Origin of the sequence: Brevundimonas sp. G8, from assembly GCF_902506205.1 — a bacterium.
Lineage (GTDB): Bacteria > Pseudomonadota > Alphaproteobacteria > Caulobacterales > Caulobacteraceae > Brevundimonas.
Window position 1 is genome coordinate 642,823 of sequence record NZ_LR732816.1, and the last position, 20,596, is coordinate 663,418.

Sequence of the window (20,596 nt, forward strand, 5' to 3'; positions counted from 1 at the left end):
ACGGATATGGCCTAACGTGGGTCTCAGTTGAGGGAGTGCGCCATGACCTGTCTGCCCGTTGCGGCCCTGGCCTTCCCGACCACCGACGTCGACCTGGATACCTTCTTCGACGTATCGCTGGACCTGCTGGTGGTGCGCGAGTTGGATGGGCGGGTCGTCAAGGCCAGCGCTTCGTGGTTCACCGTGCTCGGCTATCGGCCCGAAGAGATCGAGGGCCGCGACCTGCCTCGGCTGGTTCATCCCGACGACCAGGCCGTCACCCGGCACAGCATCGTCGAGGTCGAAAGCCGTCGCCCCGGCGATCCCGTCCTGGGTCAGGTCAACCGTTACCGCCACAAGGCCGGCCATTACGTCACCGTGGAATGGCGCGCACATCGGCTGGGAAACCGTATCTATGGCATCGCCCGCGACGTGACGGAAAAGGTCGCGGCCGAACAGGCCCTGCGCGAGGCTACCGCCGCCGCCGAGGCCGCCAACCAGGCCAAGTCCGACTTCCTGGCCAATATGAGCCACGAAATCCGCACGCCTCTGAACGGCGTCATCGGCATCGTCGACGCCTTGTCACGCACCGATCTGACCCCCGAACAGGCCGAGATGGTCGCCCTGATCGGCAGTTCGGGCGTGACGCTGGAACGGCTGGTGTCGGACATTCTGGACGTATCCAAGATCGAGGCCGGCCATCTGGATCTGGAAAGCCGCCCCTTCGATCTGGACGAAGCCCTGGCCGCGCCGCTGGACGTCATGCGCCTGCGAGCCGAGGCCAAGGGCCTGGGCTTCGACATCCGCCGCGACGCCGACGCGCGCGGCCTGTTCGTCGGCGACAGCACCCGCATCCGCCAGGTGCTGGACAATCTGTTGTCCAATGCGATCAAATTCACACATCAGGGCTCGGTCGGCGTCGCCATCGCGATTGACGAGGATTCCGACGGCCTGACCCAGCTGACGCTGCGGATCGACGACACCGGCGTCGGCTTCTCGCCCGATCAGGCCGCCCGCCTTTTCGACCGGTTCAGCCAGGCGGATGCGACCATCACCCGCCGGTTCGGCGGCACGGGCCTGGGCCTGTCGATCTGCCGGTCTCTGGTCGAGCTGATGGGCGGGCGGATTTCCGCTGCCTCGACGCCGGGCGTGGGCAGCCGGTTCATGGTCGAAATCCCGCTGACGCGCGCCGCCTCCCTGACCGACCACGATGCGCGACAGCGCGCCCGCGCGGCCGAGGCCGAACGTCCCCTCACCGCCCTGCGCGTGTTGCTGGCCGAGGATCACCCCGTCAACCAGCGCGTGGTCCAGCTGATCCTGGCGGCCCATGCGATTCAGGTCGTCACCGTCGGCGACGGCGAACAGGCGTTAGCCGCCTTCCAGGCCGAGACCTTCGACCTGGTGTTGATGGACATGCAGATGCCGGGCATGGACGGCCTGACCGCCACCCGCGCCATCCGCCAGATGGAGGCCGAACGTCCCGCCCAGGCCCGCACCCCCATCGTCATGCTCAGCGCCAACGCCATGGCCGAACACCGCGACCAGGCCCAGGACGCCGGCGCCGACCTCCACGTCCCCAAACCCATCACCGCCGCCAGCCTGCTAGCCGGGATTCAGGCAGCCATGGCGGACTGACCAAAGGTTGACAAACCTTGCCAAGCGCCCATTCTCTTTAGAGGAGGCTCACAATGGCGACGATGAATATCTCCCTGCCCGATCCCATGAAGGCCTGGGTCGAGGAACAGGCGAAATCCGGCCGCTACGCCAATACGTCGGACGTGGTGCGCGACCTGATCCGTCGCGAGCAGGTCAAGGCTGAGAAGATCGCCCACTGGAACACCCTGATCGAAGAGGCCTACGCCTCTGGGATCAGCGAAATGACGTTTGAGGAGATCATCGCTGAGGCCCGCGCGGAAGCGCAGGCCCGCGCCTCTCGAGCGGCGTAGCGTATCCGTGAGCGCCAGATATTCCAATGCAGCAAAACGCGATCTGATCGCCATCTATCTTGATGGTGAGGCGATGTTTGGATCGCGGCAAGCCGAAGCTTACACCACAGGCCTCGGCGCCACCGTCCGAATGATCGGCGACTATCCTCTTGCCTCTCGCCTCAGGACCGAACTCGATCTGCCCGTCCGCGTGCGAACCTACAAAGCTCACGTCATCATCTACGTGATAGAAGAAGGTGGGGTTTTGGTGCTTCGGTTTCGTCACGGGCATGAAGATTGGCAGTCTGATCCGCTCGGTGGCGACGTGCACAAGGATACGCAATGACCTACCCCATATATATCGGCGTCGGCGGCTGGACGTTCGAGCCGTGGCGCGGTGTCTTCTATCCCGAGGGCCTGGTTCAGAAGCGCGAGCTGGAATATGCGGCGTCGAAACTGACCTCGATCGAGATCAACGGCACCTATTATTCGACCTTCAAGCCCGACAGCTGGCGCAAATGGCGCGACGAGACGCCCGCCGACTTCGTCTTCTCGGTCAAGGCCAGCCGCTACTGCACCAATCGCAAGGTGCTGTCCGAAGGCGGCGAGAGCTTCGACAAATTCCTCTCCCAAGGCCTGACCGAGCTGGGGGACAAGTTGGGGCCGATCAACTGGCAATTTATGGGTACGAAGAAGTTCGATCCCGAGGATTTCGAGGGCTTTCTGAAGCTGTTGCCCAAGGAGAAGGACGGGGTGCGGCTGCGCCATGCGCTGGAGGTTCGCAACCCGACCTTCGCCACCGAACAGTTCTATGACCTGGCCCGCCAATACGGCGCGGCCATCGTCTATGCCGTCGATGACGAGGAGCCGACCTGGCCTCAGATCGACGAGGCGACTGCCGACTTTACCTATGCCCGGCTGATGTCCAGCCGGGAGGACGAACCAACCGGCATGACGGCGACCGAGTTGGATGCGGTGGCCGACCAAGCCAAGGCCTGGGCGAAACGCGGCGAGGTGTTCGCCTATTTCATCTCGGGTGCGAAGGTGCGGAACCCGGCGGCGGCCCAAGCGCTGATCGGCAAGCTGAAATAGCCGTCCGCGCGCTTGCGGACCTGCGCCCGCCGCCTCATCTGAGGCCGGCTCACTGCAAAGCCTGAAGGACTTCCCCATGCCGATCGCCACACGCGCCTTCGCCGCGACCGCCGCCGACAAGCCGCTGACGCCCTATAGTTTCGACCGCCGCGATCCTGGCCCGGACGATGTGCTGATCGACGTCAAATACTGCGGCGTCTGCCACTCGGACCTTCATGCCGCGCGCAGTGAAAGCGGCCGTTCGACCTATCCGCTGGTGCCGGGTCACGAGATCGCCGGCTTGGTGAAGGCTGTGGGCGCCAATGTCACCCGCTTCAAGGAAGGCGACCGCGTCGGCGTCGGCTGCATGGTCGACAGCTGTCGCGAATGCGCCTCGTGCCAGGAAGGCGTCGAGCAATACTGCATCCCCGGCTTCACCGGCACCTATGGCGGCAAGGACAAGAAGGGTGGCACGAACGAAACCATCACCCAGGGCGGCTATTCCGACCACATCACGGTGGATCAGCATTTCGTCCTGTCCATCCCAGACAGCCTGGCGCTGGACGTCGCCGCCCCCCTGCTGTGCGCCGGCATCACCACCTATTCCCCGCTGAAGGAATGGGGCGTCGGACCGGGCTCCAAGGTGGCGGTGATCGGTCTGGGCGGCCTGGGCCATATGGCGGTCAAGCTGGCGGCGGCCATGGGGGCGGAGGTCACCGTCCTGTCCACCTCGGACCGCAAGAAGGCCGACGCCGAGCGGATGGGCGCCAAACACTTCCTGATCAACTCCGACAAGGACGCGATGAAGGCGGCGGCCGAGAAGTTCGACCTGATCATCAACACCGTCTCGGCCACGCACGAGATCGCCAGCCACGTCCAGCTTCTGGCGCGTGACGGGACGATGATCATGCTGGGCCTGACGACCGAGGGCCTGCCGGTGTTCGCCCTGCCGCTGCTGTGGCGTCGTCGCCGCATCGCCGGTTCGCTGATCGGCGGCATTAAGGAGACGCAGGAGATGCTCGACTTCTGCGCCGAGCACGGCATCGCCTGCGACATCGAGACCATCGCCCCGGATCAGATCAACGACGCCTATGAGCGGATGCTGAAGTCCGACGTGCGCTATCGCTTCGTGATCGACATGGAAAAGCTGGCGGCCTGATCCCTGAAAAGCGCGACGGAAGCATGAAACTTCCGTCGCGTCAGATTCACGCCTTGCGCGGTTTCGCTCCCTCGTTAATCCTGAACTCCGACAAGGCCTTCCAAGGGCCTGGATAGGGACAGGAGACGATATGACGCGCGTAGCTTTCGTGACGGGCGGGACCCGGGGCATCGGCAAGGCGATCGTTCAACGCCTCAACGAGGACGGCATCCGCGTCGCCGCCGGCTATTCCGGCAATGACGAGGCCGCCCAGGCCACGGCCAAGGCGCTGGGCGTCATGGTGGTCAAGGGCAACGTCGGCAGTTTCGACGACTGCGCCCGCGCGGTGCAGGACGTCGAGGCCGAACTGGGCCCGATCGACATCCTGATCAACAACGCCGGCATCACCCGCGACGGCTTCTTCCACAAGATGAGCCACGACCAGTGGTCCGACGTGATCCGCGTCAACATGGACAGCGTCTTCAACATGACGCGCCAGGTCATCAACGGCATGCGCGACCGGGGCCACGGCCGCATCGTCAACATCTCCTCGATCAACGGCCAGAAGGGTCAGATCGGCCAGACCAACTATTCCGCCGCCAAGGCCGGCATGATCGGCTTCACCAAGGCGCTGGCGCTGGAGAATGCGCGCAAGGGCGTGACCGTGAACTGTATCGCGCCCGGCTATATCGACACCGAAATGGTCGGCGCGATGGACCCCAAGGTGCTGGAAGGCATCATCAGCCACATCCCCGTCGGCCGCCTGGGCAAGGGCGAGGAGATCGCGGACATGGTGTCCTGGCTGGTCGGCGAGCGTGCCGGATATGTCACAGGCTGCACACTCTCGCTGAACGGCGGTCAGTACCTGGTGGGTTGAGGGGCCTTCGCCCAAAATCCGCCGCGCGGCGCTTTCATCAAGTCTCTCATGAAGTTGTTGGGATCGGTCACGGCGAAAAAATCGCCACGCGTGACTGCGATGGCGGTCGCCGCCATCGCAGTCATCGGCGTCAGCCTGACCGCGCCTGCCGTTTCCCACGCCCAGTCGGGCCGTTCGGTTCCGCCCACGGCCCGTTATGTCAGCAGCAACGGCCAGGGGTTCATTCTGGACACCTCGGGGTCGCGCGCCCTGATGCGGTTCGAACGGTCGACCGAGGTCTGGGTCCTGCGCGCCACGCCCGCGCCGCGCGGCGACATCATCTATCGCAACGACAACGGCGATCAGGTGCTGCGGGTCACACCCAATGGGGCCGTGACCCTCTATACGACCACCGCGCCCCAGGGCTCTCCCGCCTCGCGCGTCGGCGATGCGCAAGGCCTGGCCAATGCGGCCATGACCGGCGCCCAGCTGGTCGATTATTTCATGCGCCAGAGCTACCGCGCCAGCCAGGCGATGGGGCGGTTGATCGTGATCGACGTGGACATCCAGCCCGGCTCGGAACAGGTCGCCGCCGACACCGTCTCGGCCGCCAGCGACGCCATCGTCCGCATGGCGCGGTCGTCCAACCTGCGGTCTCAGGTCGAGCGGGTTCGCCGCGTCGTAGTCTCTGATCAGGGGCGTCCGTCAGTCACCCTGGTCCAGGGCACGTTGCGGATCGTCATCGACGCCGACGCCGGCATCGCCGGTCGCCCGTCCTCCGCCCGGATCGTCCGGGTCGTGGGCGGCGAGGCCCTCAACCGCTAAACGCCTTTAGAAGGCGTCCTTGCCCGCCCGCCGCGCGGCGAACTGATCCGCATCCGTTGCGGTCAGGAACGGATTGAACCGCTTCTCCGCCCCTATCGTCGTCGGCACGGTGGGTTCGCCCCGGTCCCGTGCGGCGAATATCGCCTCGGCATGCGCCAGGGTCTCGGGCCGGTCATCCAGGCTCAGGGTGAAGCGGGCGTTCGAGGCCGTATATTCGTGGGCGCACCAGATCACGGTCTGATCGGGCCAGGCCTTCAGGATTTGCAAGCTGGCGAACATCTGTTCGGGCGTGCCCTCGAACAACCGGCCGCAGCCCAGGGCGAACAGGGTGTCGCCGGTGAAGGCAAGTTCGTCCACCGGCGCATGAAACACGACATGGCCCAGGGTGTGACCCGGCGTCGCCGTGACCTCGAACCGCGTCTCGCCCACTATGACCACGTCGCCGTCCGCGATCACCCGGTCCAGCGGCGCGACCTTGCGCACCTCCTCAGGCCCCACGATCTCGCAGCCCGTTTCGGCCTTCAGCCGTTCATTGCCCTCGGTGTGGTCGGGGTGCCAGTGGGTGTTCAGGATCAGGTCCAGCCGTCCCCAGCCCAGTCCCTCCAGCTCTTCCAATATCCGCGCGGCATCGGGCGTATCGACCGCCGCGACCACGCCCGTCGCGGCGTCGCGGATCAGGAAGCCGTAGTTGTCGCTGCGGCAGGGGAACAGATGCACATCCAGGGTCATGCGCCCATCCTAGCAGCAGGGCCGCCGACAGGCCTATAGTGCGCCAATGCGGCGCAGCATCGACGAGCTTCGAACCTTCTACGGCGAGCCGACCGGGGCCTTGGCGCGACGGCTGGTGGCGCGACGGCTGGACGACGCATGGGGCGAGGCGGCCGATTGCGACGTGCTGGGCATCGGCTATGCGACGCCGTGGCTGGACGCCTTCGTCGGCGCCCGGCGCGTGGTCGCGGCCATGCCGGGCGGCCAGGGGGTCGAACACTGGCCGACGGTCGGGCGCAACCGCACCCTGCTGGTGGACGACCGCCGCCTGCCCTTCCCCGCCGGATCCTTCGACCGCATCCTGCTGGTCCATGCGCTGGAGGAGGCCGACGATCCCGCCGCCCTGCTGCTGGAAGCCGTCCGGGCGCTGGCCCCCACAGGGCGGATCATCCTGGCGGCGGCGGCGCGGGGCGGCCTGTGGGCCCGGGCCGACAACACCCCCTTCGGTCATGGGCGGCCCTTCACCCGGCGTCAGCTGGAAGGACTGGTGCGCGACGTGGGACTGGAGCCGATGGCCTGGTCCCAGACGCTGTATGCGCCGCCGTGGGGGCCGATGCTGCCGCTGGCCGAAGGGTTCGAACAGGTGGGCCGTCGCGTCTTTCCGGGAACCGCCGGCCTGATCCTGCTGGAGGCTTCGCGCCAGAGCTACGCCCGCATCCGACCCAGCGGCCATGCCCAGCGCGTCGCCGCCCCGGTCCTGACGCCCCAGCCCGCCGCCCTCTCGTCGCGGCGCAAAGGGCACGACTGACGCGGAGTTGACCCGGGCGCCATCTGGTCGGCGAGGGGAAACCGCCTTATGGCGAAGATCATGCACCGACTGATCCTGATGCGGCACGCCCAGGCCGAAACCTCCGCCCCCTCCGGCGGCGGCGACGAGGCCCGCCCCCTGTCCGCCGCCGGCCGCGCAGAGGCCCTGCTGATGGGCCGCGCCCTGGCAGAACGTGGGCTGAAGCCGGACCTGGCCCTGGTCTCCAGCGCCGTGCGCACGCGCCAGACATGGGAACAGATGCACGACGCCTTCGGCGATGTCGAAGTGCGCGACGAGGCGGCGCTCTACAACGCCGGTTCGGACGTGATCCGCCGCTTCGTCGAAAACAGCGAGGACGAGGCCGGCTGCCTGCTGATCCTGGCCCACAATCCGGGCGTCCATGTGCTGGCGGCCGAATATCTGATCGAGAGCGCCGCCTCACCGGCCGTGGTGGACAAGCTGTCGGGCGGTTTCCCGACCGGCGCGGCCGCCCTGTTCACCGTCGATGTCGCGGGCCGCTGCACCTACGAAGGCTTCCTGACGCCGCGTGCTTTGGGCGCGCCTTCGGCATGAGCCCCACACGCATGCCCGAAGCCGCCTACAAGATCGTCGACGCCGCCGAATGGCGCGCCGCAATCGCCGAGGGCCGCTATGACGGCGCGCCTGTCGATTTGGCCGACGGCTACATCCACATGTCCGCCGAGGCGCAACTCGCCGAGACCGCGCGGCGTCACTTCGCGGGGCGCAGCGACCTTCTGCTGCTGACGGTGGACCTGAGCCGGTTCGGCGACGACCTGGTGTGGGAGCCGTCGCGCGGCGCCGACCTGTTCCCGCATCTCTATGCCCCCCTGCCGGTCTCCGCCGTCACGGCGTCGCGCGCCTTCTCGGTCACCACCGACGGCGAGATGGCGTTCGAGGACGACCAATGAGCCTGACCGACTTCCTAGCGGGGGGGAGCGCCGCCCTGCTGCGACGGCTGGACCCGGAACAGGCGCACCAGTTGGCGATCAAGGGGCTGGCCTTGGCTCCGCTCCCCGCGCCGCCCGCCGACGATCCGATCCTGCATACGCGTCTGGCCGGTCTGGACCTGCCCAACCCGGTCGGTCTGGCGGCGGGTCTGGACAAGAACGGCGAGGCCCTGCGCGGCCTGTCGCGCCTGGGCTTCGGCTTCGTCGAATGCGGCTCGGTCACCCCGCGCGCCCAGGCCGGCAATCCCAAGCCCCGCCTGTTCCGCCTCAGCGAGGACCGGGCCATCATCAACCGGATGGGGTTCAACAACGCCGGACTGGGCGCCTTCGCCGCGCGGCTGGACCACCGTCCCTCGGGCGTGATCGTCGGCGCCAATCTGGGGGCCAACAAGGATACTGAGGACAAAGCGGCCGACTATGTGGCGGGGCTGGAGCGACTGGCCGGTCGCGCATCATACTTCACCGTCAACATATCCTCGCCTAATACGCCGGGCCTACGCGCGCTTCAGGGCCGCGAGCAGCTGGACGACCTGCTGGGTCGTATCGACGCCGCCCGCCCCGCCATGGGGCCCGAGCGCGTGCCGGTCTTCCTGAAGATCGCGCCCGACCTGATCGCCGACGAGATCGGCATGATCGTCGAGGCGTCGCTGGCGCACCGGATCGACGGCCTGATCGTGTCCAACACCACGCTGGAACGCCCCGACATGCTGCGCTCGCCCGACGCGTACGAGACCGGCGGCCTGTCAGGCGCCCCCATCCGTCCGTTCGCGGAAAAAGCCCTGCTCGCGGCGGCCGAGGCGGCGGGCGGTCGCCTGCCCCTGATCGCGGTCGGTGGCATCGACAGCGGGGCCGAGGCCTATGCCCGCATCCGCCTGGGCGCCACGGCGGTCCAGATCTATTCCGCCCTGATCTACGAGGGGCCGGGCCTGGTCGCCCGCATCAAGCGCGACCTGGCCGCACGCCTGCGCGCGGACGGCTTTTCCACAGTCGCGGAGGCGATCGGCTCACCCCGTTGACGGAGCGTTAGGCTCGATCGGCATAGTCTGGCCGACGCGAACGGCCTGCGTTCGTCATTCGAGGGCCTGCATGAAGTCGACCGTCGTCGATAAGGCTGAAAACGGCTGGACCGCCGCCGTGCGCCAACGTCGTGGCGCGCTGCTGCAACGTATCGCCTTGGGCTGCGCGGTCGCGCTGGTCGTCACGCCGATGGTGGGCGTCTGGTTCAGCCTGAGCTGGGTCGTGCTCTATGTCGCGTGCCAGGGCGTCGAACTGGTCGTCTTCGGTCCGGTCGCGCGCGGCGACAGGGGCGAGATGTCCACGGCGCGCAAGGTCGCCGGATGCATCGCCCTGGCCGTTAGCGCTACGGTGTTCGGCGGTCTCTCTCTTATCATGTGGCAGATCGGCGGCCCTTTGGGCGGGGTATGCGCCGCCTTGATGCTGCCGGCCATCATGCTGTCGTCCATGACGACCGCCGCCCGCTGCCAGCCGATGATGATCGCCAGCCTGGCGCCGCAGGTGCTGTATCTGCTGACGACCCCCTTCTTCGCCTATGCGTTCGGCGCGCCCGCACCCTTGGTGATGACAGCCGCGGCGACGGTGGTCCTGTATGCCTTCTACGTCGTCATCACCTGGCAGCGGATAAGCGACACGACCACGAACCTGAGCCGCGCCCATGCCGAGGCCGAGGACCTGCGCCTCAAGGCCGAACACAGCCTGGCCGATCACACTGCGTTCCTGGCCGCCGTGGGTCACGATCTACGCACGCCCATCGGCGCCATCCTGACCGGCGCCGCCGAACTGCGCGCACCCGATTCCCAGTCCCGCGCCAGCGCCAACCTGATCACCGACGCCGGTCTGATGATGAAGGCTTTGCTGGACGACCTGCTGGACCACAGCCGCATCGGCGCGGGTCGCATGACGGTCGAGGCCAACGACTTCGACCTGCGTCAGATGCTGGCCCAGACGCTTCAACTGTGGCGCGGCATGGCCGACGCCAAGGGCCTGAAGCTGCGTGTCGAGGGCGCCAATGGCGTCCCGCGCCGGGTCAAGGGCGACGTGATGCGTATCCGTCAGGTGCTCAACAACCTGATGTCGAACGCGATGAAGTTCACCGAGGAAGGCCAGATCACCCTGCGGGTCCAGGCCTGGTCCGAGGAACCGTCGGGCTACGCCCTGCTGTTCGAGATCGTCGACACCGGCCCCGGCATGACGACCGACCAGTTGGCGCGCCTGTTCACCCCCTTCGATCAGACGGCCGACGGCGTCGGCGCCCGCTATGGCGGCTCGGGCCTGGGCCTGGCGATCAGCCGCAATCTGGTCGATCTGATGGGCGGACGGCTGACGGTGCGCAGCGCGCCCGGCCAGGGGTCGCGCTTCACCGTCTCCTTGGTTTTGCCAAAGGGCGAGGACGCCGAGCCGCTCGTGGAGATCGTCGAGGAAAGCCGCCTGGACATCGCCCGGTCGCTGGTGCCCTTCATGCCCGCCGTCCAGCCCGTCGTTGCGGCGGCGCCCGAGCCGACGCCCGAACCTGTGAAGGCCGAAGCTGAGGTCGAACCCGACGACGCCGGCGACCAGCCTCTGCGTCTGCTGGTCGTGGACGATCACGACATCAACCGCCGCGCGGTGCAGTTGATCCTTCAGCCGCTGGGCTGCGAGATCACCACCGCCGCCGATGGTCTGATCGCCTTGCAGCGCTGCGAGGAAGCCGTCTTCGACGTCATCTTCATGGATGTGCGGATGCCCGAACTGGACGGGCGCGAGACCACGCGTCGCCTGCGCGCCGGCGGCGGCCCCAATGCCAGCACACCCGTCGTCGCCGTCACCGCCGACACCGCGCCCGAGGATGTCGCGGCGTGTCAGGCGGCCGGTATGGCCTATTTCGTCTCCAAGCCCCTGACGCCCACCGCCCTGATCGGCGCCCTGCAACACGTCCTGGACGAGACCGCCGCTCAGGCCCGGACCGAGGCCGCCTGATCCCTGACGGCGGCGACCAGGGTCGCGGCGAAACCGGGCTGCCGCATCTCGCATTCCCACACCGTCATGACGCGCCAGCCTGACGCCTCCAGCGCCTGAACGGCGGCGACGTCGCGGTTGCGATTTCGGGCGATCTTGGCGATCCAGTAGTCGGAGTTGGTCTTGGGCTGGCGCGCGCCGCGCGCACAGTCGTGGCCGTGCCAGAAACAGCCGTGGACGAACAGGGCGATCCGGCGACCCTTCATCGTCACATCCGGCCGACCGGGCAGACCTGCCCCACCCAGCCGATAACCGATCCCGGCCGTGCGCAGGATCCTGCGCACGGCCAGTTCCGGCGACGTGTCCTTGCCCTTCACGCGACGCATCACGGCGCTGCGCTTCTCGGGGCTGAACACATCGGTATTCATCTGATGTCGATCCAGGCTACCGCGTCGCTACTTGAGCCTGAACCGACGACCATCACAGCTGCGCGAGCAAATGCTCGGCGGAAGACACCTTGAACTCGCCGCCCTGTTCGATATTCAGCTGGGTGACGACGCCGTCCTTGACCAGCATCGAATAGCGCTGCGAACGCTCGCCCAGGCCGAAGCCCGACCCGTCCAGCACCAGGCCCAGGGCCTTGGTCAGTTCGCCGTTGCCGTCGGCCAGCATGACGATGCTGTCGTCGGTGATGTCCTGGCTGTCGGCCCAGGCCTTCATGACGAAGGCGTCGTTGACCGAGATGCAGGCGACCGTATCCACGCCCTTGCCCTGGATGTCGGCCAGGTGATCCTTGAAGCCCGGCAAATGGCGCGCCGAGCAGGTCGGGGTGAAGGCGCCGGGCACGGCGAACAGAGCCACGGTCTTGCCCGCGAAGATGTCGGCGGTGCTGACGGGCTTGGGCCCTTCGGCGGTCGCCTGGGCGAGGGTCGCGTTCGGGATGCGATCGCCGATCTGGATGGTCATGATTGTCTCGCTGAGGTTGGGGCTGACGGGTTAGGAAACACCGCCTGCGACACATAGAGAGCGCCGCCGGGACCGCAAGCGTCCGCTCGACTTGCAAGCGCCGCTTTCGCGACCGATGATCGGATCATGAGCCAAGCCTCCACCCTGACCGGCCGCCTGCTGGTCGCCATGCCCGGTATCGACGATCCCCGGTTCGAACACGCCGTCATCCTGATCTGCGCCCACGGCCCCGACCATGCGATGGGGCTGCGGCTGGACCGGCCGGCGCCGGGCGTGGATCTGAAGACGGTGCTGGACAAGCTGGAGGCCCCGGCCCCGGATCAGTCGATCGGCCGTGCGGTCCTTATGGGCGGGCCGGTCGAGCGCGAGCGCGGCTTCGTATTGCATACCGACGACTGGATGATCGGCGACGACAGCCTGCCGTTCGGCGACGGCCTGGCCATGACCGGCACGCGCGAGGCCCTGGCCGCCATGACCGATGCGGTTGCAGGACCAAGCCGTTCCGCCCTGCTGCTGGGCTATGCCGGCTGGGGCGAGGGGCAGTTGGAGGAGGAGTTGGCCGAGAACGTCTGGCTGACCGCCGACGCCGATCTCGATCTGATCTTCGACGGCGAACACACGTCGAAATGGACGCGCGCCCTGGCCCAGATGGGCGTGGACGCGGCCATGCTGTCCAGCCAGGGCGGCCGGGCCTAGAGCCCAACCGCCCGTTTCGGGGCTTAGAAGCGGTAGTTCATGCCAATGCGGAACATGTGGGTTCCGAACTTGCCGTTGCTGCGGATCATGTCGGTGCCCGTCGTGTTCGGGGCCGAGATGAACGGGTTGGCGGCCGGGGTCGTGCCGGTGTTGCCGACGCGGATCACCGGGCTTTCGACGTCCAGCGAGGTGTACAGGTATTCGCCGTTGACGGTCAGGCCGCGACCCAGGGCGTATTCCACGCCGCCGCCGGCCTGCCAGCCGTCGCCGTCATCGCTTTCACTGGTTTCGGTGAAGCTGTTGGCCTGGTTCGAGGTGCGGAACTTGTTCTCGAACTTGCCATAGGCGTAACCGCCGGTGCCGTAGATCAGGGCGGGGCCGTAGGCGTAGCCCAGCTTCAGACGGGCGGCCGCTGTGCTCTCCAGCTCGCGCGTGAAGGTGTAGAAGGCCGGGGTGGTCGAGAAGCCGGTCACCGAGTCCTGAACGTTGTTGACGCTGTATTCGGCCAGGGCGCCGACGACGAAGTTGCCGAACTGCATGTCGTAGCCGGCGCGGACGCCCGCTTCGACGCCGTCGTTGTCGTCACGGCAGCCGGTGCCGGGCGCGGTGCTGGTCGCCATGCCGCCGCAGTAGCCGGGGCTGAAGGCGTTGGCGCCGAGCGCGGTCGAAACCTGGTCGCCATAGCGGCCGTCCAGATTGCGGTCGAAGCCGAGGTTTTCGTCACCGTCGTCGTTCGACTGGTTGTAGCCGCCGAAGATGCCGACGTACGGGCCGGACCAGTCAGGGGCGACCGATTGCGCCAGGGCGGGAGTGGAGACCATGGCCAGCGCCAAGGCGCTGGAGGCGAGTGTTTTGATCATGGGGAGGCTTTCGTGCCAAAAGTGCGGGCGCGATATCCCCGCTCGCCGTCACAAAAGCCAAACTGGCCGAGGCGTTCCCGATAAATCCAGAGCTAAATGTCGCACATCCAAATGCTGCGTTGCGACGTATGGGGGCCTAACGCGTCGCCATCGACACCAGCAGCGCCAGCAACAGCAGCAGGCTGACCCCCTGCCAGAACCGCACCGGATCGCGCTCGATCAGGGACAGTTGGCGCGGCGACGGGGCGGCGACGGCGCTGCCGGTTTCCAGCACGTGGATCAGCTCCTCGACGTCTTCGAACCGTTCGTTCGGATCGACGGCTGCGGCGCGCATGATGGCCGCCTCCAGCCAGGCGGGCATGTCCGGCCGATGCCGCGTCGGGGCAACGGGCGCCCGGTCGAAACGCGGCGCATCGGCCGGATCGACCTCGCCCCACGGATAGGTGCGGGTGAACAGCCGATACAGCGTCACCCCCAGGGCGAACTGGTCGGTCGCGGCGTTCCCGCTCTCGCCCGCATACATTTCGGGGGCCTTGTAGCCTGCGGTGCCGGGCGCCTCGGCCTCGGCGAACTCCTCGGCCAGCCGCAGGCGCGCCACCCCCAGATCGACCAGCTTCAGCCCGCCGGTCGCCTCCAGGATCACATTGTCCGGCTTGATGTCGCGGTGAGTCACCCCCGCCCGGTGCAGGGCCGAAACGGCGCGTGACAGACGCAGGGCCACGCCGATCCCCTCTGCGATCTCGAACGGCCCCTCCTCCGCTAGCCGCGCATGCAGGGTCTGACCGGCATAAAAGGGCTGGGCGATATAGAGCCGGCTCTGGCGGCCCGCATCCAGGCTCAGAACCTTGCCGACGAACGGGCTGTCGATGCGCCGACCGATGAAGGCCTCGCGCAGGAAGGCGGTGCGCGCGCCGCGCTCGGACACCACGGCGGGCTTGGGGAACTTCAGCACCACCATGCCTCCGTCGCCCAACGTGTCCTTGCCCAGGAACAGCCGCGTATAGCGCCCGTCGGCGACCAGCCGCTGCAAGGCGAAGCCGTCGACATTGTCGCCCACGGCGGGCGGCGGCAGGATGGCTAGACCTTCCGCCTCGGCCGTGATCGCCTCCCAGTCGGGCGCGCCGGTGCGGACCACGTCGATGACGATGGCGGTGGCGTTGTCGCGCGCGCCCGTCGCCTCGACCTCGGCCAGGATCGCGTGTGCGTCGGCATCGGGCGAGCTGCGCCGTCTCAGCAGGCCCGCAATCACCGCATCGGCCAGCACCCCATGCACGCCGTCGGTAGTCAGCAGCAGCCGGTCGTGCGGCTCCAGCCGGACCTGACGCACGTCCAGCTTCACATCCGCCTCGATCCCCACCGCACGGTACAGCACATGGCTGAGCCCCTGCTGAGAACGCGTATGATCCTCGGTCAGCCGCGTCAGCACACCGTCGCGGAAATGCCAGGCCCGGCTGTCACCCACATGAAGCGCCGTCGCCTCGCGCCCGCGCAGGATGACCGCCGTGAACGTGGTCGCCGCCCCCTCCATCGCCGGATCGATCTTGCCACGCGAATGGAGCCAGCGGTTGAAGCCCCTCAGCGCCTTGATCCCGTTGGCGGCGATGCCGTTCAGCGGGTTCTGATCCAGATAGCCGTCGATGAAACTGCGCGTCGTCAGCTCCGCCGCCATCCGTCCGGCCTTCGACCCCGACACCCCGTCGGCGATGACCGCCACGACCCCATGCTCGCGCTGCTCGGCCGCCGTGCCGATATGGACGCCGCCAAAATCCTGATTGTCCGCCTTGGGCCCCTGCAAGGTCGCAAAGCCGGCGGCGATCTCCAGTCTGGCGTCGGTCATGGGCGCACTGTGTGGGATCGTGGCGCCCATGACTAGGCTGAAGCGCGATCAGGCGATGGACGCGGGCCAGAGGGTCATTACCTGCGATATGGCTGCATCCAAATCGGCCGAACCGCGCCCATCGCGCGCCTCGATGGCGATGCCTGCCAACACGGTGGACAACACAGTCGCCAGTGGTTTGGTATCAAACTCCAAAGGAAACTCGCCAGCGGCGCGGGCCTGCATCAAACGGGCTTCGATGCCCGCTCTGTCACGCCTGCGCACCTCTTCGAGCAATCGCGCGACATGGGCATTTTCCGGACTGCAGTTGTTGGCGCCCAGGGTAATGAAGCAACCGCGCGGATGCTCCCCGTCGCTCTGCATTCGCGCGGACTGCCGCAGTGCTGCTTCGACGGCCTGCCGCGGCGGCAGACTTTGGTCCTGAAGGCTCCGCGTCACCCGCCCGTAGGTGGCGAGATAGAGGTCGATCACCTCTCGGAAGAGGGCCTCTTTGGACGAGAAAGCGGCATAGAAGCTGGCCGTTGAAAGGTCGCCCATGACGGCCTTCAACTGGCTCAAGGATGTGGGCTCGTAACCCTGCGCCCAGAACAGGCGCATGGCGGCGTTCAAGGCCGCGTCCCTGTCGAACGCGCGGGGTCGTCCGGTCCTGGCCATCAGCATCTCCTCTCGATTTGTAGATTATTCGATCCAGAATTCGTTGACAATGCGCCGGCTCGTCTCATACATCCGGATCGATCGATCTATATATGGAGACGACGATGACAGCCGCAACGACAAGAGCATCACCGACAAACGACGAATTGCCGGAGAAGCTGCCGATGGCCGCGCTGCTGGCGCTGGCGATGACGGGCTTCATCTGCATTGCAACGGAGACCTTGCCTGCCGGCCTGCTGCCCCAGCTCGCCGCCGATCTGAACATTTCTCAGTCATTGGGCGGGCAGTTGGTGACGGCCTACGCGATCGGATCGCTGGTCGCCGTGATTCCGCTGACGATCGCTACGCAAGGCTGGAGGCGCCGTAACGTCCTGCTTTTGACCATCGGCGGATTTCTGATCTTCAACACCGCCACCGCCCTGTCCTCGCATATCGTGGTCACGCTGATCGCGCGCTTTCTTGCAGGTATGGCGGCGGGTCTGGCGTGGAGCCTTCTGGCCGGATACGCGCGCCGCATGGTGCCGCCTCATCTGCAAGGGCGCGCCATGGCCGTAGCCATGGTGGGAACCCCCGTGGCGCTTTCGCTTGGCGTGCCGTTGGGCACATGGCTGGGGACGACCGTCGGCTGGCGGCTTGCGTTCGCCCTCATGTCGGTGATGAGCGTGGCGCTGATCGCTTGGGTGATCGCCAAGGTGCCTGACTATCCGGGCCAGGCCGCGACCGCGCGAATGCCGCTGCGGCGCGTGCTGGTCACGCCCGGCGTGCGGTCCGTCCTTGCGGTCGTCATCACCTGGATGCTGGCCCACAACATCCTGTACACCTACGTCGCCCCGTTCGTCGTCCCGGCGGGTCTGGCGACACGGGTCGATCTCGTGCTGCTGGTTTTCGGCCTCGCCGCCCTGATCGGCATCGCTGTCACCGGACAGCTTGTGGATCGGTTCCTGAGACGAACGGTGCAGATCAGCCTCGTCACCTTCGCCCTGGCCACGCTGGGCTTGATTGTCTGGCAGGGGGACGCCCTGGCGACCCTCGTAGCGATCGCCATCTGGGGCTTGACCTTCGGCGGCGCCGCGACCTTGTTGCAGACTGCGCTGGCCGATACGGCGGGCGACGGCGCCGATGTCGCCCTGTCGATGAATGTCGTGGCATGGAACGGCGCTATCGCAGGCGCGGGGGTGATTGGCGGCGGTCTGCTCGACCGCTGGGGCGCAGCCTCCTTTCCCTGGGCCATGCTGGTCCTGTTGGGCGCGGCACTGACCATCGTCCAGTTTGCTCGCCATAGCGGCTTCACATCAGGACGTCGCTCCGTCACGACCCCTGTCACCGGACATTGAAGCAGAACAACGGAAGGGATGGAGAGCCGGGCTCTCCATCCCTTTGTCACCTCTTAAGCCGACCGCTGCTTCAACGGCGCGGTCCCGTCGGCCAGGCTCTCGGCCAGATAGACCTCGGCCTCCTGGGCCGGCAGGGCGGGGGCGTAGCCGAAGCCCTGGCCGTAGTGGCACTGGGCGTCCAGCAGCAGGCGGGCCAGTTCGGCGTTCTCCACCCCCTCGGCGACGACTTCCAGAGACAGGTCGCGGCCCAGGTTGACCACCGACTTGACGATCTTGGCCGAGCCTTCGTCCTTGTTCATCGTCAGCACGAAATAGCGGTCGATCTTCAGCGTATCGAACGGCAGGCGCGCCAGATAGGACAGGGACGAGAAGCCGGTGCCGAAGTCGTCCAGCGCCAGCGACGCCCCCACATCCTTCAGCGATTGCAGCACCTCGGCGGCGTGCGCGGTGTCGCGCATGATGTCGCCCTCGGTGACCTCCAGCTTCAGCGCGCCCTTGGGCAGTCCGGTTTCCTTGATGATGCGCGCCACATCCTCGCACAGGTGCGGGCGTTCGATCTCGCCGACCGACAGGTTGACGCTGCAGAACATCTTGCCCGCCAGCGGATGGCGTTCGATCCATTCGGCCAGTTGCCGCGCCGACTGGGTCATCATCAGCAAGCCCAGGTCGTTCATCATCCCCAGGTCGGCGGTCAGGCCCAGGAACTCGTCAGGCGGCACCAGGCCACGGCGCGGGTGACGCCAGCGCGCCAGGGCCTCGAAGCCCGCCACCGCCCCGGTATTCAGGTTCACGATGGGCTGGAAGAAGGGCACGATTTCGCCGCGGACGAAGGCGTTCCGCAGGTCCGCCTCCAGCGCCAGACGGCTCAAGGAATCGCTTTCCAGCGCCCGGCCATAGGCGGCCGACCCGCCGCGCCCGGCGCCCTTGGCCGATTCCACCGCCAGCTCGACCCGGCGCAACAGTTCGGCGGCGTCGGGCGCATCCGGCCCACCCTCCACCATCACCGCCCCGATGGAGACGGTCGGATAGATGTCGAAGCCCGCCACCCGCAGCGGCTGCTCCAGCGCGTCACGCACGCGGTAGCTGGTGTGAGAGGCGGTCTTGGGCACGATGATGGCGAACTCGTCCTCGCCGATCCGCGCCGCCGAGGCGTCCTTGTTGAAGGCGGCGGCCAGGCGCGAGCCCAGCGCCGACAGCACCAGGTCGGTCCGCTCATGCCCCAGCGCCTCGTTCAGGCGCCGCAGACGATCCACGTCGCCGACCACGATCTCGTATTCGCCCGGCTGGGTCAGCACTTCGCCCACGCGCGCGATGAAGGCGCGGCGGTCCAGCAGGCCCGTCAGCGTGTCGCGATCCGATCCGGCGAACTTGGTCTCCAGCGCCACGACGCCGGCGGCGCGCAGTCCGTCCTCCAGCCAGACGCCGCGCCACAGGCAGGTCTCGGACCCGCGCATCCGCAGACGCACGGCGACCTCGGCCCCCTCGTCCTGGGGTTTCAGCATGCGTTCGGCCAGGCTGCGATCCTGGGGCATGGCCAGGGCGACGAAGCCGGCGGCCGTGCATTCCGGCGCCAGCGGCCCCAGGCCCAGCGACCGCGTCGCGCCGGTGAAACGCAGTTCGTCCGTCGCCGGCGTCCAGACCCACAGCGCCGTATCGGCGGCGGCCAACGCCTCGATGGCGGTCGTGGCGTCCCAGGCCAGCGATCGGGATCGTGGTGTCACGCGTCTCGCCCTTCCAGACGGCCCCCGGCCGTCAACGCTCGTCCTCGACCAGGCCGAACAGCAGATGATCTGCCCACTCGCCGTTAATTTTCAAATAAGCGCGAGCCCGACCTTCGTTGCGAAAGCCCGATTTCTCCAGAACCCGACGCGAACCGTGGTTACTCGGCAGGCAGGCCGCCTCCAGCCGGTGCAGCTTCAGCTTCTCGAACGCATAGCCGACCACCGCCTGCACCGCCGCCGTCGCCACGCCCCGCCCGGAATGGGGCTGGCCGATCCAGTAGCCCAGCGTCCCGGTCTCGGCGACGCCGCGCCGCACGTTCGACAGGGTCACCGCCCCCGCCAGGGTCTTGCCGCCGTCCACCAGCACGAAGAAGGGCCAGGCGTGGCCCAGCTCCATCTCGCGCGCATAGATCGACAGCCTGCGCCGGAAGGCCGCCTTGGTCAGGTCGTCCTCGGGCCAGGCCGGCTCCCACGGCTGCAGATAGTCGCGGGACCCGTCACGCAGCGTGGACCAGGCGGCATAGTCGCCCACGCGCGGCGGCCGCAGCAGCACGCCGTCGCCCCGGACCACCGGCCCGGCCACATCGCTCATCCAGTCCAACAGGGCCATGACGCCTCATACAACAGGACGACTGTGGCCTGAACTCACGGTTCCGCCAAGACGGTCGCCGTCAGCTTCAACGCCAGTTCGCGACCCAGGCCGTCGGGCGCGCCCAGCATCGGCGTCAATATGTCTCCGATCAGCCCCTCGGCGAACGCCATATAGGCCGCCGTCATGACCAGGGACCGCGCCCGGTCCGCCGCACGGGGATCGTCGGGCGCCATGGCCGCCAGCCGGTCGGCCAGGTCCCGCACCACCCCGCCGAAACTTTCCGCCCGGCCCTGCTCGCGCGCCAGGGCCAGCCAGGCCGCCATCTGCGACGCCCCGCCCTTGCCGAAGGCGTCGAAGACGACGGTCATCAACCGATCCGGCTCCACCCCCTCGCCCGATCCCTCGTTAAGGCCCGCCTCAATCCGTTCGGCCAGATCGCGCACCATCGCGTCCATCAGGGCGCCCTGAAGCCCGGCGGCCGAGCCGAAATGGTGGATCAGGTTGGCGTGGCCCACACCCATCCGCTCGCCCACCGCCTTCAGCGTCACCGCCGCCGGGCCGCCGGACAGCAGAAGGTCGCGCGCCGCCTCCAGCGCCTCTTCGCGCGCCACCGCCCCGCGTCGCCGCTTCACCGGACCATTAGTTGACATTGATGTCAGTTAACTCCATATTCCACTCGAAATCGAGGGGCAGACCCCGAGGAGCC

23 protein-coding genes are annotated in these 20,596 nt (G+C 67.4%); 14 read left to right on the plus strand and 9 right to left on the minus strand.

Features of this window, described 5'->3' with window-relative positions:
* Positions 1-42 precede the first annotated feature (42 nt).
* The 7 genes from CHRYSEO8AT_RS03125 to CHRYSEO8AT_RS03155 all read left to right on the plus strand — a co-directional run bounded on the left by CHRYSEO8AT_RS03125 (position 43) and on the right by CHRYSEO8AT_RS03155 (position 5,794).
* Positions 43-1,614 carry an ATP-binding protein gene (locus CHRYSEO8AT_RS03125; RefSeq protein ID WP_159846127.1) on the plus strand — a complete coding sequence of 524 codons (1,572 nt, stop codon included), beginning with the start codon at positions 43-45 and terminating at the stop codon, positions 1,612-1,614.
* A 53-nt stretch (positions 1,615-1,667) separates the two neighbouring features.
* Entirely contained in the window at positions 1,668-1,925 is a 258-nt protein-coding gene (locus CHRYSEO8AT_RS03130) for a type II toxin-antitoxin system ParD family antitoxin (RefSeq protein ID WP_159846131.1), read from the plus strand.
* 7 nt (positions 1,926-1,932) lie between these two features.
* On the plus strand, positions 1,933-2,250 hold the full coding sequence (locus CHRYSEO8AT_RS03135; RefSeq protein ID WP_159846134.1) for a type II toxin-antitoxin system RelE/ParE family toxin: 318 nt from the start codon (positions 1,933-1,935) through the stop codon (positions 2,248-2,250).
* Positions 2,247-2,996, plus strand: a complete 750-nt coding sequence (locus tag CHRYSEO8AT_RS03140; RefSeq protein ID WP_159846137.1) for a DUF72 domain-containing protein — start codon at positions 2,247-2,249, stop codon at positions 2,994-2,996. The genes CHRYSEO8AT_RS03135 and CHRYSEO8AT_RS03140 overlap by 4 nt, the downstream gene beginning before the upstream one ends.
* A 76-nt stretch (positions 2,997-3,072) precedes the next feature.
* Entirely contained in the window at positions 3,073-4,134 is a 1,062-nt protein-coding gene (locus CHRYSEO8AT_RS03145; protein WP_159846140.1) for an NAD(P)-dependent alcohol dehydrogenase, read from the plus strand.
* A 130-nt stretch (positions 4,135-4,264) separates the two neighbouring features.
* Positions 4,265-4,990 carry an acetoacetyl-CoA reductase gene (gene phbB, locus CHRYSEO8AT_RS03150; protein WP_159846143.1) on the plus strand — a complete coding sequence of 242 codons (726 nt, stop codon included), beginning with the start codon at positions 4,265-4,267 and terminating at the stop codon, positions 4,988-4,990.
* A gap of 99 nt (positions 4,991-5,089) precedes the next feature.
* Entirely contained in the window at positions 5,090-5,794 is a 705-nt protein-coding gene (locus CHRYSEO8AT_RS03155) for a DUF4908 domain-containing protein (protein ID WP_236547591.1), read from the plus strand.
* Positions 5,795-5,800: 6 nt separating this feature from the next.
* On the opposite strand, the gene gloB is transcribed toward CHRYSEO8AT_RS03155, so the two are convergent.
* Positions 5,801-6,523 (minus strand): hydroxyacylglutathione hydrolase, encoded by a 723-nt coding sequence (gene gloB, locus CHRYSEO8AT_RS03160; RefSeq protein WP_159846149.1) that lies wholly within the window; start codon positions 6,521-6,523, stop codon positions 5,801-5,803.
* A gap of 46 nt (positions 6,524-6,569) precedes the next feature.
* Between gloB and CHRYSEO8AT_RS03165 the strand changes: the two genes are divergently transcribed.
* From CHRYSEO8AT_RS03165 to CHRYSEO8AT_RS03185, 5 genes are all read left to right on the plus strand, one after another.
* Positions 6,570-7,310 (plus strand): class I SAM-dependent methyltransferase, encoded by a 741-nt coding sequence (locus CHRYSEO8AT_RS03165; protein ID WP_159846152.1) that lies wholly within the window; start codon positions 6,570-6,572, stop codon positions 7,308-7,310.
* Between the two features lie 48 nt (positions 7,311-7,358).
* Positions 7,359-7,883: a histidine phosphatase family protein gene (locus tag CHRYSEO8AT_RS03170; RefSeq protein ID WP_236547406.1), complete on the plus strand. Its 525-nt coding sequence runs from the start codon at positions 7,359-7,361 to the stop codon at positions 7,881-7,883.
* Complete coding sequence (locus CHRYSEO8AT_RS03175; protein ID WP_236547407.1) at positions 7,880-8,239, plus strand: DUF952 domain-containing protein; 360 nt, start codon at positions 7,880-7,882, stop codon at positions 8,237-8,239. The genes CHRYSEO8AT_RS03170 and CHRYSEO8AT_RS03175 overlap by 4 nt, the downstream gene beginning before the upstream one ends.
* Entirely contained in the window at positions 8,236-9,294 is a 1,059-nt protein-coding gene (locus CHRYSEO8AT_RS03180) for a quinone-dependent dihydroorotate dehydrogenase (RefSeq protein ID WP_159846155.1), read from the plus strand. The genes CHRYSEO8AT_RS03175 and CHRYSEO8AT_RS03180 overlap by 4 nt, the downstream gene beginning before the upstream one ends.
* Before the next feature lie 70 nt (positions 9,295-9,364).
* Complete coding sequence (locus CHRYSEO8AT_RS03185; protein WP_159846158.1) at positions 9,365-11,251, plus strand: ATP-binding protein; 1,887 nt, start codon at positions 9,365-9,367, stop codon at positions 11,249-11,251.
* Here CHRYSEO8AT_RS03185 and CHRYSEO8AT_RS03190 read toward each other — a convergent pair.
* Together CHRYSEO8AT_RS03190 and CHRYSEO8AT_RS03195 are read right to left on the minus strand one after the other, a co-directional pair.
* A complete protein-coding gene (locus tag CHRYSEO8AT_RS03190; protein WP_159846161.1) occupies positions 11,227-11,658 on the minus strand; it encodes a very short patch repair endonuclease in 432 nt (143 codons plus the stop codon). The two genes, CHRYSEO8AT_RS03185 and CHRYSEO8AT_RS03190, sit on opposite strands and share 25 nt — an antisense overlap.
* 52 nt (positions 11,659-11,710) lie before the next feature.
* Entirely contained in the window at positions 11,711-12,196 is a 486-nt protein-coding gene (locus CHRYSEO8AT_RS03195) for a peroxiredoxin (protein WP_159846164.1), read from the minus strand.
* Between the two features lie 126 nt (positions 12,197-12,322).
* Between CHRYSEO8AT_RS03195 and CHRYSEO8AT_RS03200 the strand changes: the two genes are divergently transcribed.
* On the plus strand, positions 12,323-12,892 hold the full coding sequence (locus CHRYSEO8AT_RS03200; RefSeq protein ID WP_159846169.1) for a YqgE/AlgH family protein: 570 nt from the start codon (positions 12,323-12,325) through the stop codon (positions 12,890-12,892).
* A gap of 23 nt (positions 12,893-12,915) precedes the next feature.
* On the opposite strand, the gene CHRYSEO8AT_RS03205 is transcribed toward CHRYSEO8AT_RS03200, so the two are convergent.
* The 3 genes from CHRYSEO8AT_RS03205 to CHRYSEO8AT_RS03215 form a co-directional block, all read right to left on the minus strand.
* The gene (locus CHRYSEO8AT_RS03205; protein WP_159846172.1) at positions 12,916-13,752 is read right to left on the minus strand and encodes an outer membrane protein; all 837 of its coding nucleotides are present in this window, start codon (positions 13,750-13,752) and stop codon (positions 12,916-12,918) included.
* 136 nt (positions 13,753-13,888) lie between these two features.
* Positions 13,889-15,589 carry a bifunctional protein-serine/threonine kinase/phosphatase gene (locus CHRYSEO8AT_RS03210; RefSeq protein WP_159846175.1) on the minus strand — a complete coding sequence of 567 codons (1,701 nt, stop codon included), beginning with the start codon at positions 15,587-15,589 and terminating at the stop codon, positions 13,889-13,891.
* A gap of 48 nt (positions 15,590-15,637) precedes the next feature.
* Positions 15,638-16,198: a TetR/AcrR family transcriptional regulator gene (locus CHRYSEO8AT_RS03215; protein ID WP_201304341.1), complete on the minus strand. Its 561-nt coding sequence runs from the start codon at positions 16,196-16,198 to the stop codon at positions 15,638-15,640.
* Between the two features lie 149 nt (positions 16,199-16,347).
* Here CHRYSEO8AT_RS03215 and CHRYSEO8AT_RS03220 point away from each other — a divergent pair, with 149 nt between their 5' ends.
* Complete coding sequence (locus CHRYSEO8AT_RS03220; RefSeq protein ID WP_159846181.1) at positions 16,348-17,577, plus strand: MFS transporter; 1,230 nt, start codon at positions 16,348-16,350, stop codon at positions 17,575-17,577.
* Positions 17,578-17,630: 53 nt separating this feature from the next.
* On the opposite strand, the gene CHRYSEO8AT_RS03225 is transcribed toward CHRYSEO8AT_RS03220, so the two are convergent.
* Genes CHRYSEO8AT_RS03225 through CHRYSEO8AT_RS03235 form a run of 3 tightly spaced genes read right to left on the minus strand, consistent with a single transcriptional unit; the run spans position 17,631 to position 20,540 of the window.
* A complete protein-coding gene (locus tag CHRYSEO8AT_RS03225; protein WP_159846184.1) occupies positions 17,631-19,298 on the minus strand; it encodes a bifunctional diguanylate cyclase/phosphodiesterase in 1,668 nt (555 codons plus the stop codon).
* Between the two features lie 31 nt (positions 19,299-19,329).
* Positions 19,330-19,908, minus strand: a complete 579-nt coding sequence (locus CHRYSEO8AT_RS03230) for a GNAT family N-acetyltransferase (RefSeq protein WP_159846187.1) — start codon at positions 19,906-19,908, stop codon at positions 19,330-19,332.
* A 35-nt stretch (positions 19,909-19,943) separates the two neighbouring features.
* Complete coding sequence (locus CHRYSEO8AT_RS03235) at positions 19,944-20,540, minus strand: TetR/AcrR family transcriptional regulator (protein WP_159846190.1); 597 nt, start codon at positions 20,538-20,540, stop codon at positions 19,944-19,946.
* Positions 20,541-20,596: the final 56 nt, after the last annotated feature.

Coding starts and splice junctions, on each gene's coding strand:
- CHRYSEO8AT_RS03130 (WP_159846131.1), top strand. CDS start 1,668: ATGGCGACGATGAATATCTCCCTGCCCGATCCCATGAAGGCCTGGGTC.
- gloB (WP_159846149.1), bottom strand. CDS start 6,523: ATGACCCTGGATGTGCATCTGTTCCCCTGCCGCAGCGACAACTACGGC.
- CHRYSEO8AT_RS03190 (WP_159846161.1), bottom strand. CDS start 11,658: ATGAATACCGATGTGTTCAGCCCCGAGAAGCGCAGCGCCGTGATGCGT.
- CHRYSEO8AT_RS03145 (WP_159846140.1), top strand. CDS start 3,073: ATGCCGATCGCCACACGCGCCTTCGCCGCGACCGCCGCCGACAAGCCG.
- CHRYSEO8AT_RS03165 (WP_159846152.1), top strand. CDS start 6,570: ATGCGGCGCAGCATCGACGAGCTTCGAACCTTCTACGGCGAGCCGACC.
- CHRYSEO8AT_RS03185 (WP_159846158.1), top strand. CDS start 9,365: ATGAAGTCGACCGTCGTCGATAAGGCTGAAAACGGCTGGACCGCCGCC.
- CHRYSEO8AT_RS03175 (WP_236547407.1), top strand. CDS start 7,880: ATGAGCCCCACACGCATGCCCGAAGCCGCCTACAAGATCGTCGACGCC.
- CHRYSEO8AT_RS03220 (WP_159846181.1), top strand. CDS start 16,348: ATGACAGCCGCAACGACAAGAGCATCACCGACAAACGACGAATTGCCG.
- phbB (WP_159846143.1), top strand. CDS start 4,265: ATGACGCGCGTAGCTTTCGTGACGGGCGGGACCCGGGGCATCGGCAAG.
- CHRYSEO8AT_RS03210 (WP_159846175.1), bottom strand. CDS start 15,589: ATGACCGACGCCAGACTGGAGATCGCCGCCGGCTTTGCGACCTTGCAG.
- CHRYSEO8AT_RS03180 (WP_159846155.1), top strand. CDS start 8,236: ATGAGCCTGACCGACTTCCTAGCGGGGGGGAGCGCCGCCCTGCTGCGA.
- CHRYSEO8AT_RS03155 (WP_236547591.1), top strand. CDS start 5,090: ATGGCGGTCGCCGCCATCGCAGTCATCGGCGTCAGCCTGACCGCGCCT.
- CHRYSEO8AT_RS03235 (WP_159846190.1), bottom strand. CDS start 20,540: ATGTCAACTAATGGTCCGGTGAAGCGGCGACGCGGGGCGGTGGCGCGC.
- CHRYSEO8AT_RS03125 (WP_159846127.1), top strand. CDS start 43: ATGACCTGTCTGCCCGTTGCGGCCCTGGCCTTCCCGACCACCGACGTC.
- CHRYSEO8AT_RS03195 (WP_159846164.1), bottom strand. CDS start 12,196: ATGACCATCCAGATCGGCGATCGCATCCCGAACGCGACCCTCGCCCAG.
- CHRYSEO8AT_RS03205 (WP_159846172.1), bottom strand. CDS start 13,752: ATGATCAAAACACTCGCCTCCAGCGCCTTGGCGCTGGCCATGGTCTCC.
- CHRYSEO8AT_RS03200 (WP_159846169.1), top strand. CDS start 12,323: ATGAGCCAAGCCTCCACCCTGACCGGCCGCCTGCTGGTCGCCATGCCC.
- CHRYSEO8AT_RS03140 (WP_159846137.1), top strand. CDS start 2,247: ATGACCTACCCCATATATATCGGCGTCGGCGGCTGGACGTTCGAGCCG.
- CHRYSEO8AT_RS03170 (WP_236547406.1), top strand. CDS start 7,359: ATGGCGAAGATCATGCACCGACTGATCCTGATGCGGCACGCCCAGGCC.
- CHRYSEO8AT_RS03230 (WP_159846187.1), bottom strand. CDS start 19,908: ATGGCCCTGTTGGACTGGATGAGCGATGTGGCCGGGCCGGTGGTCCGG.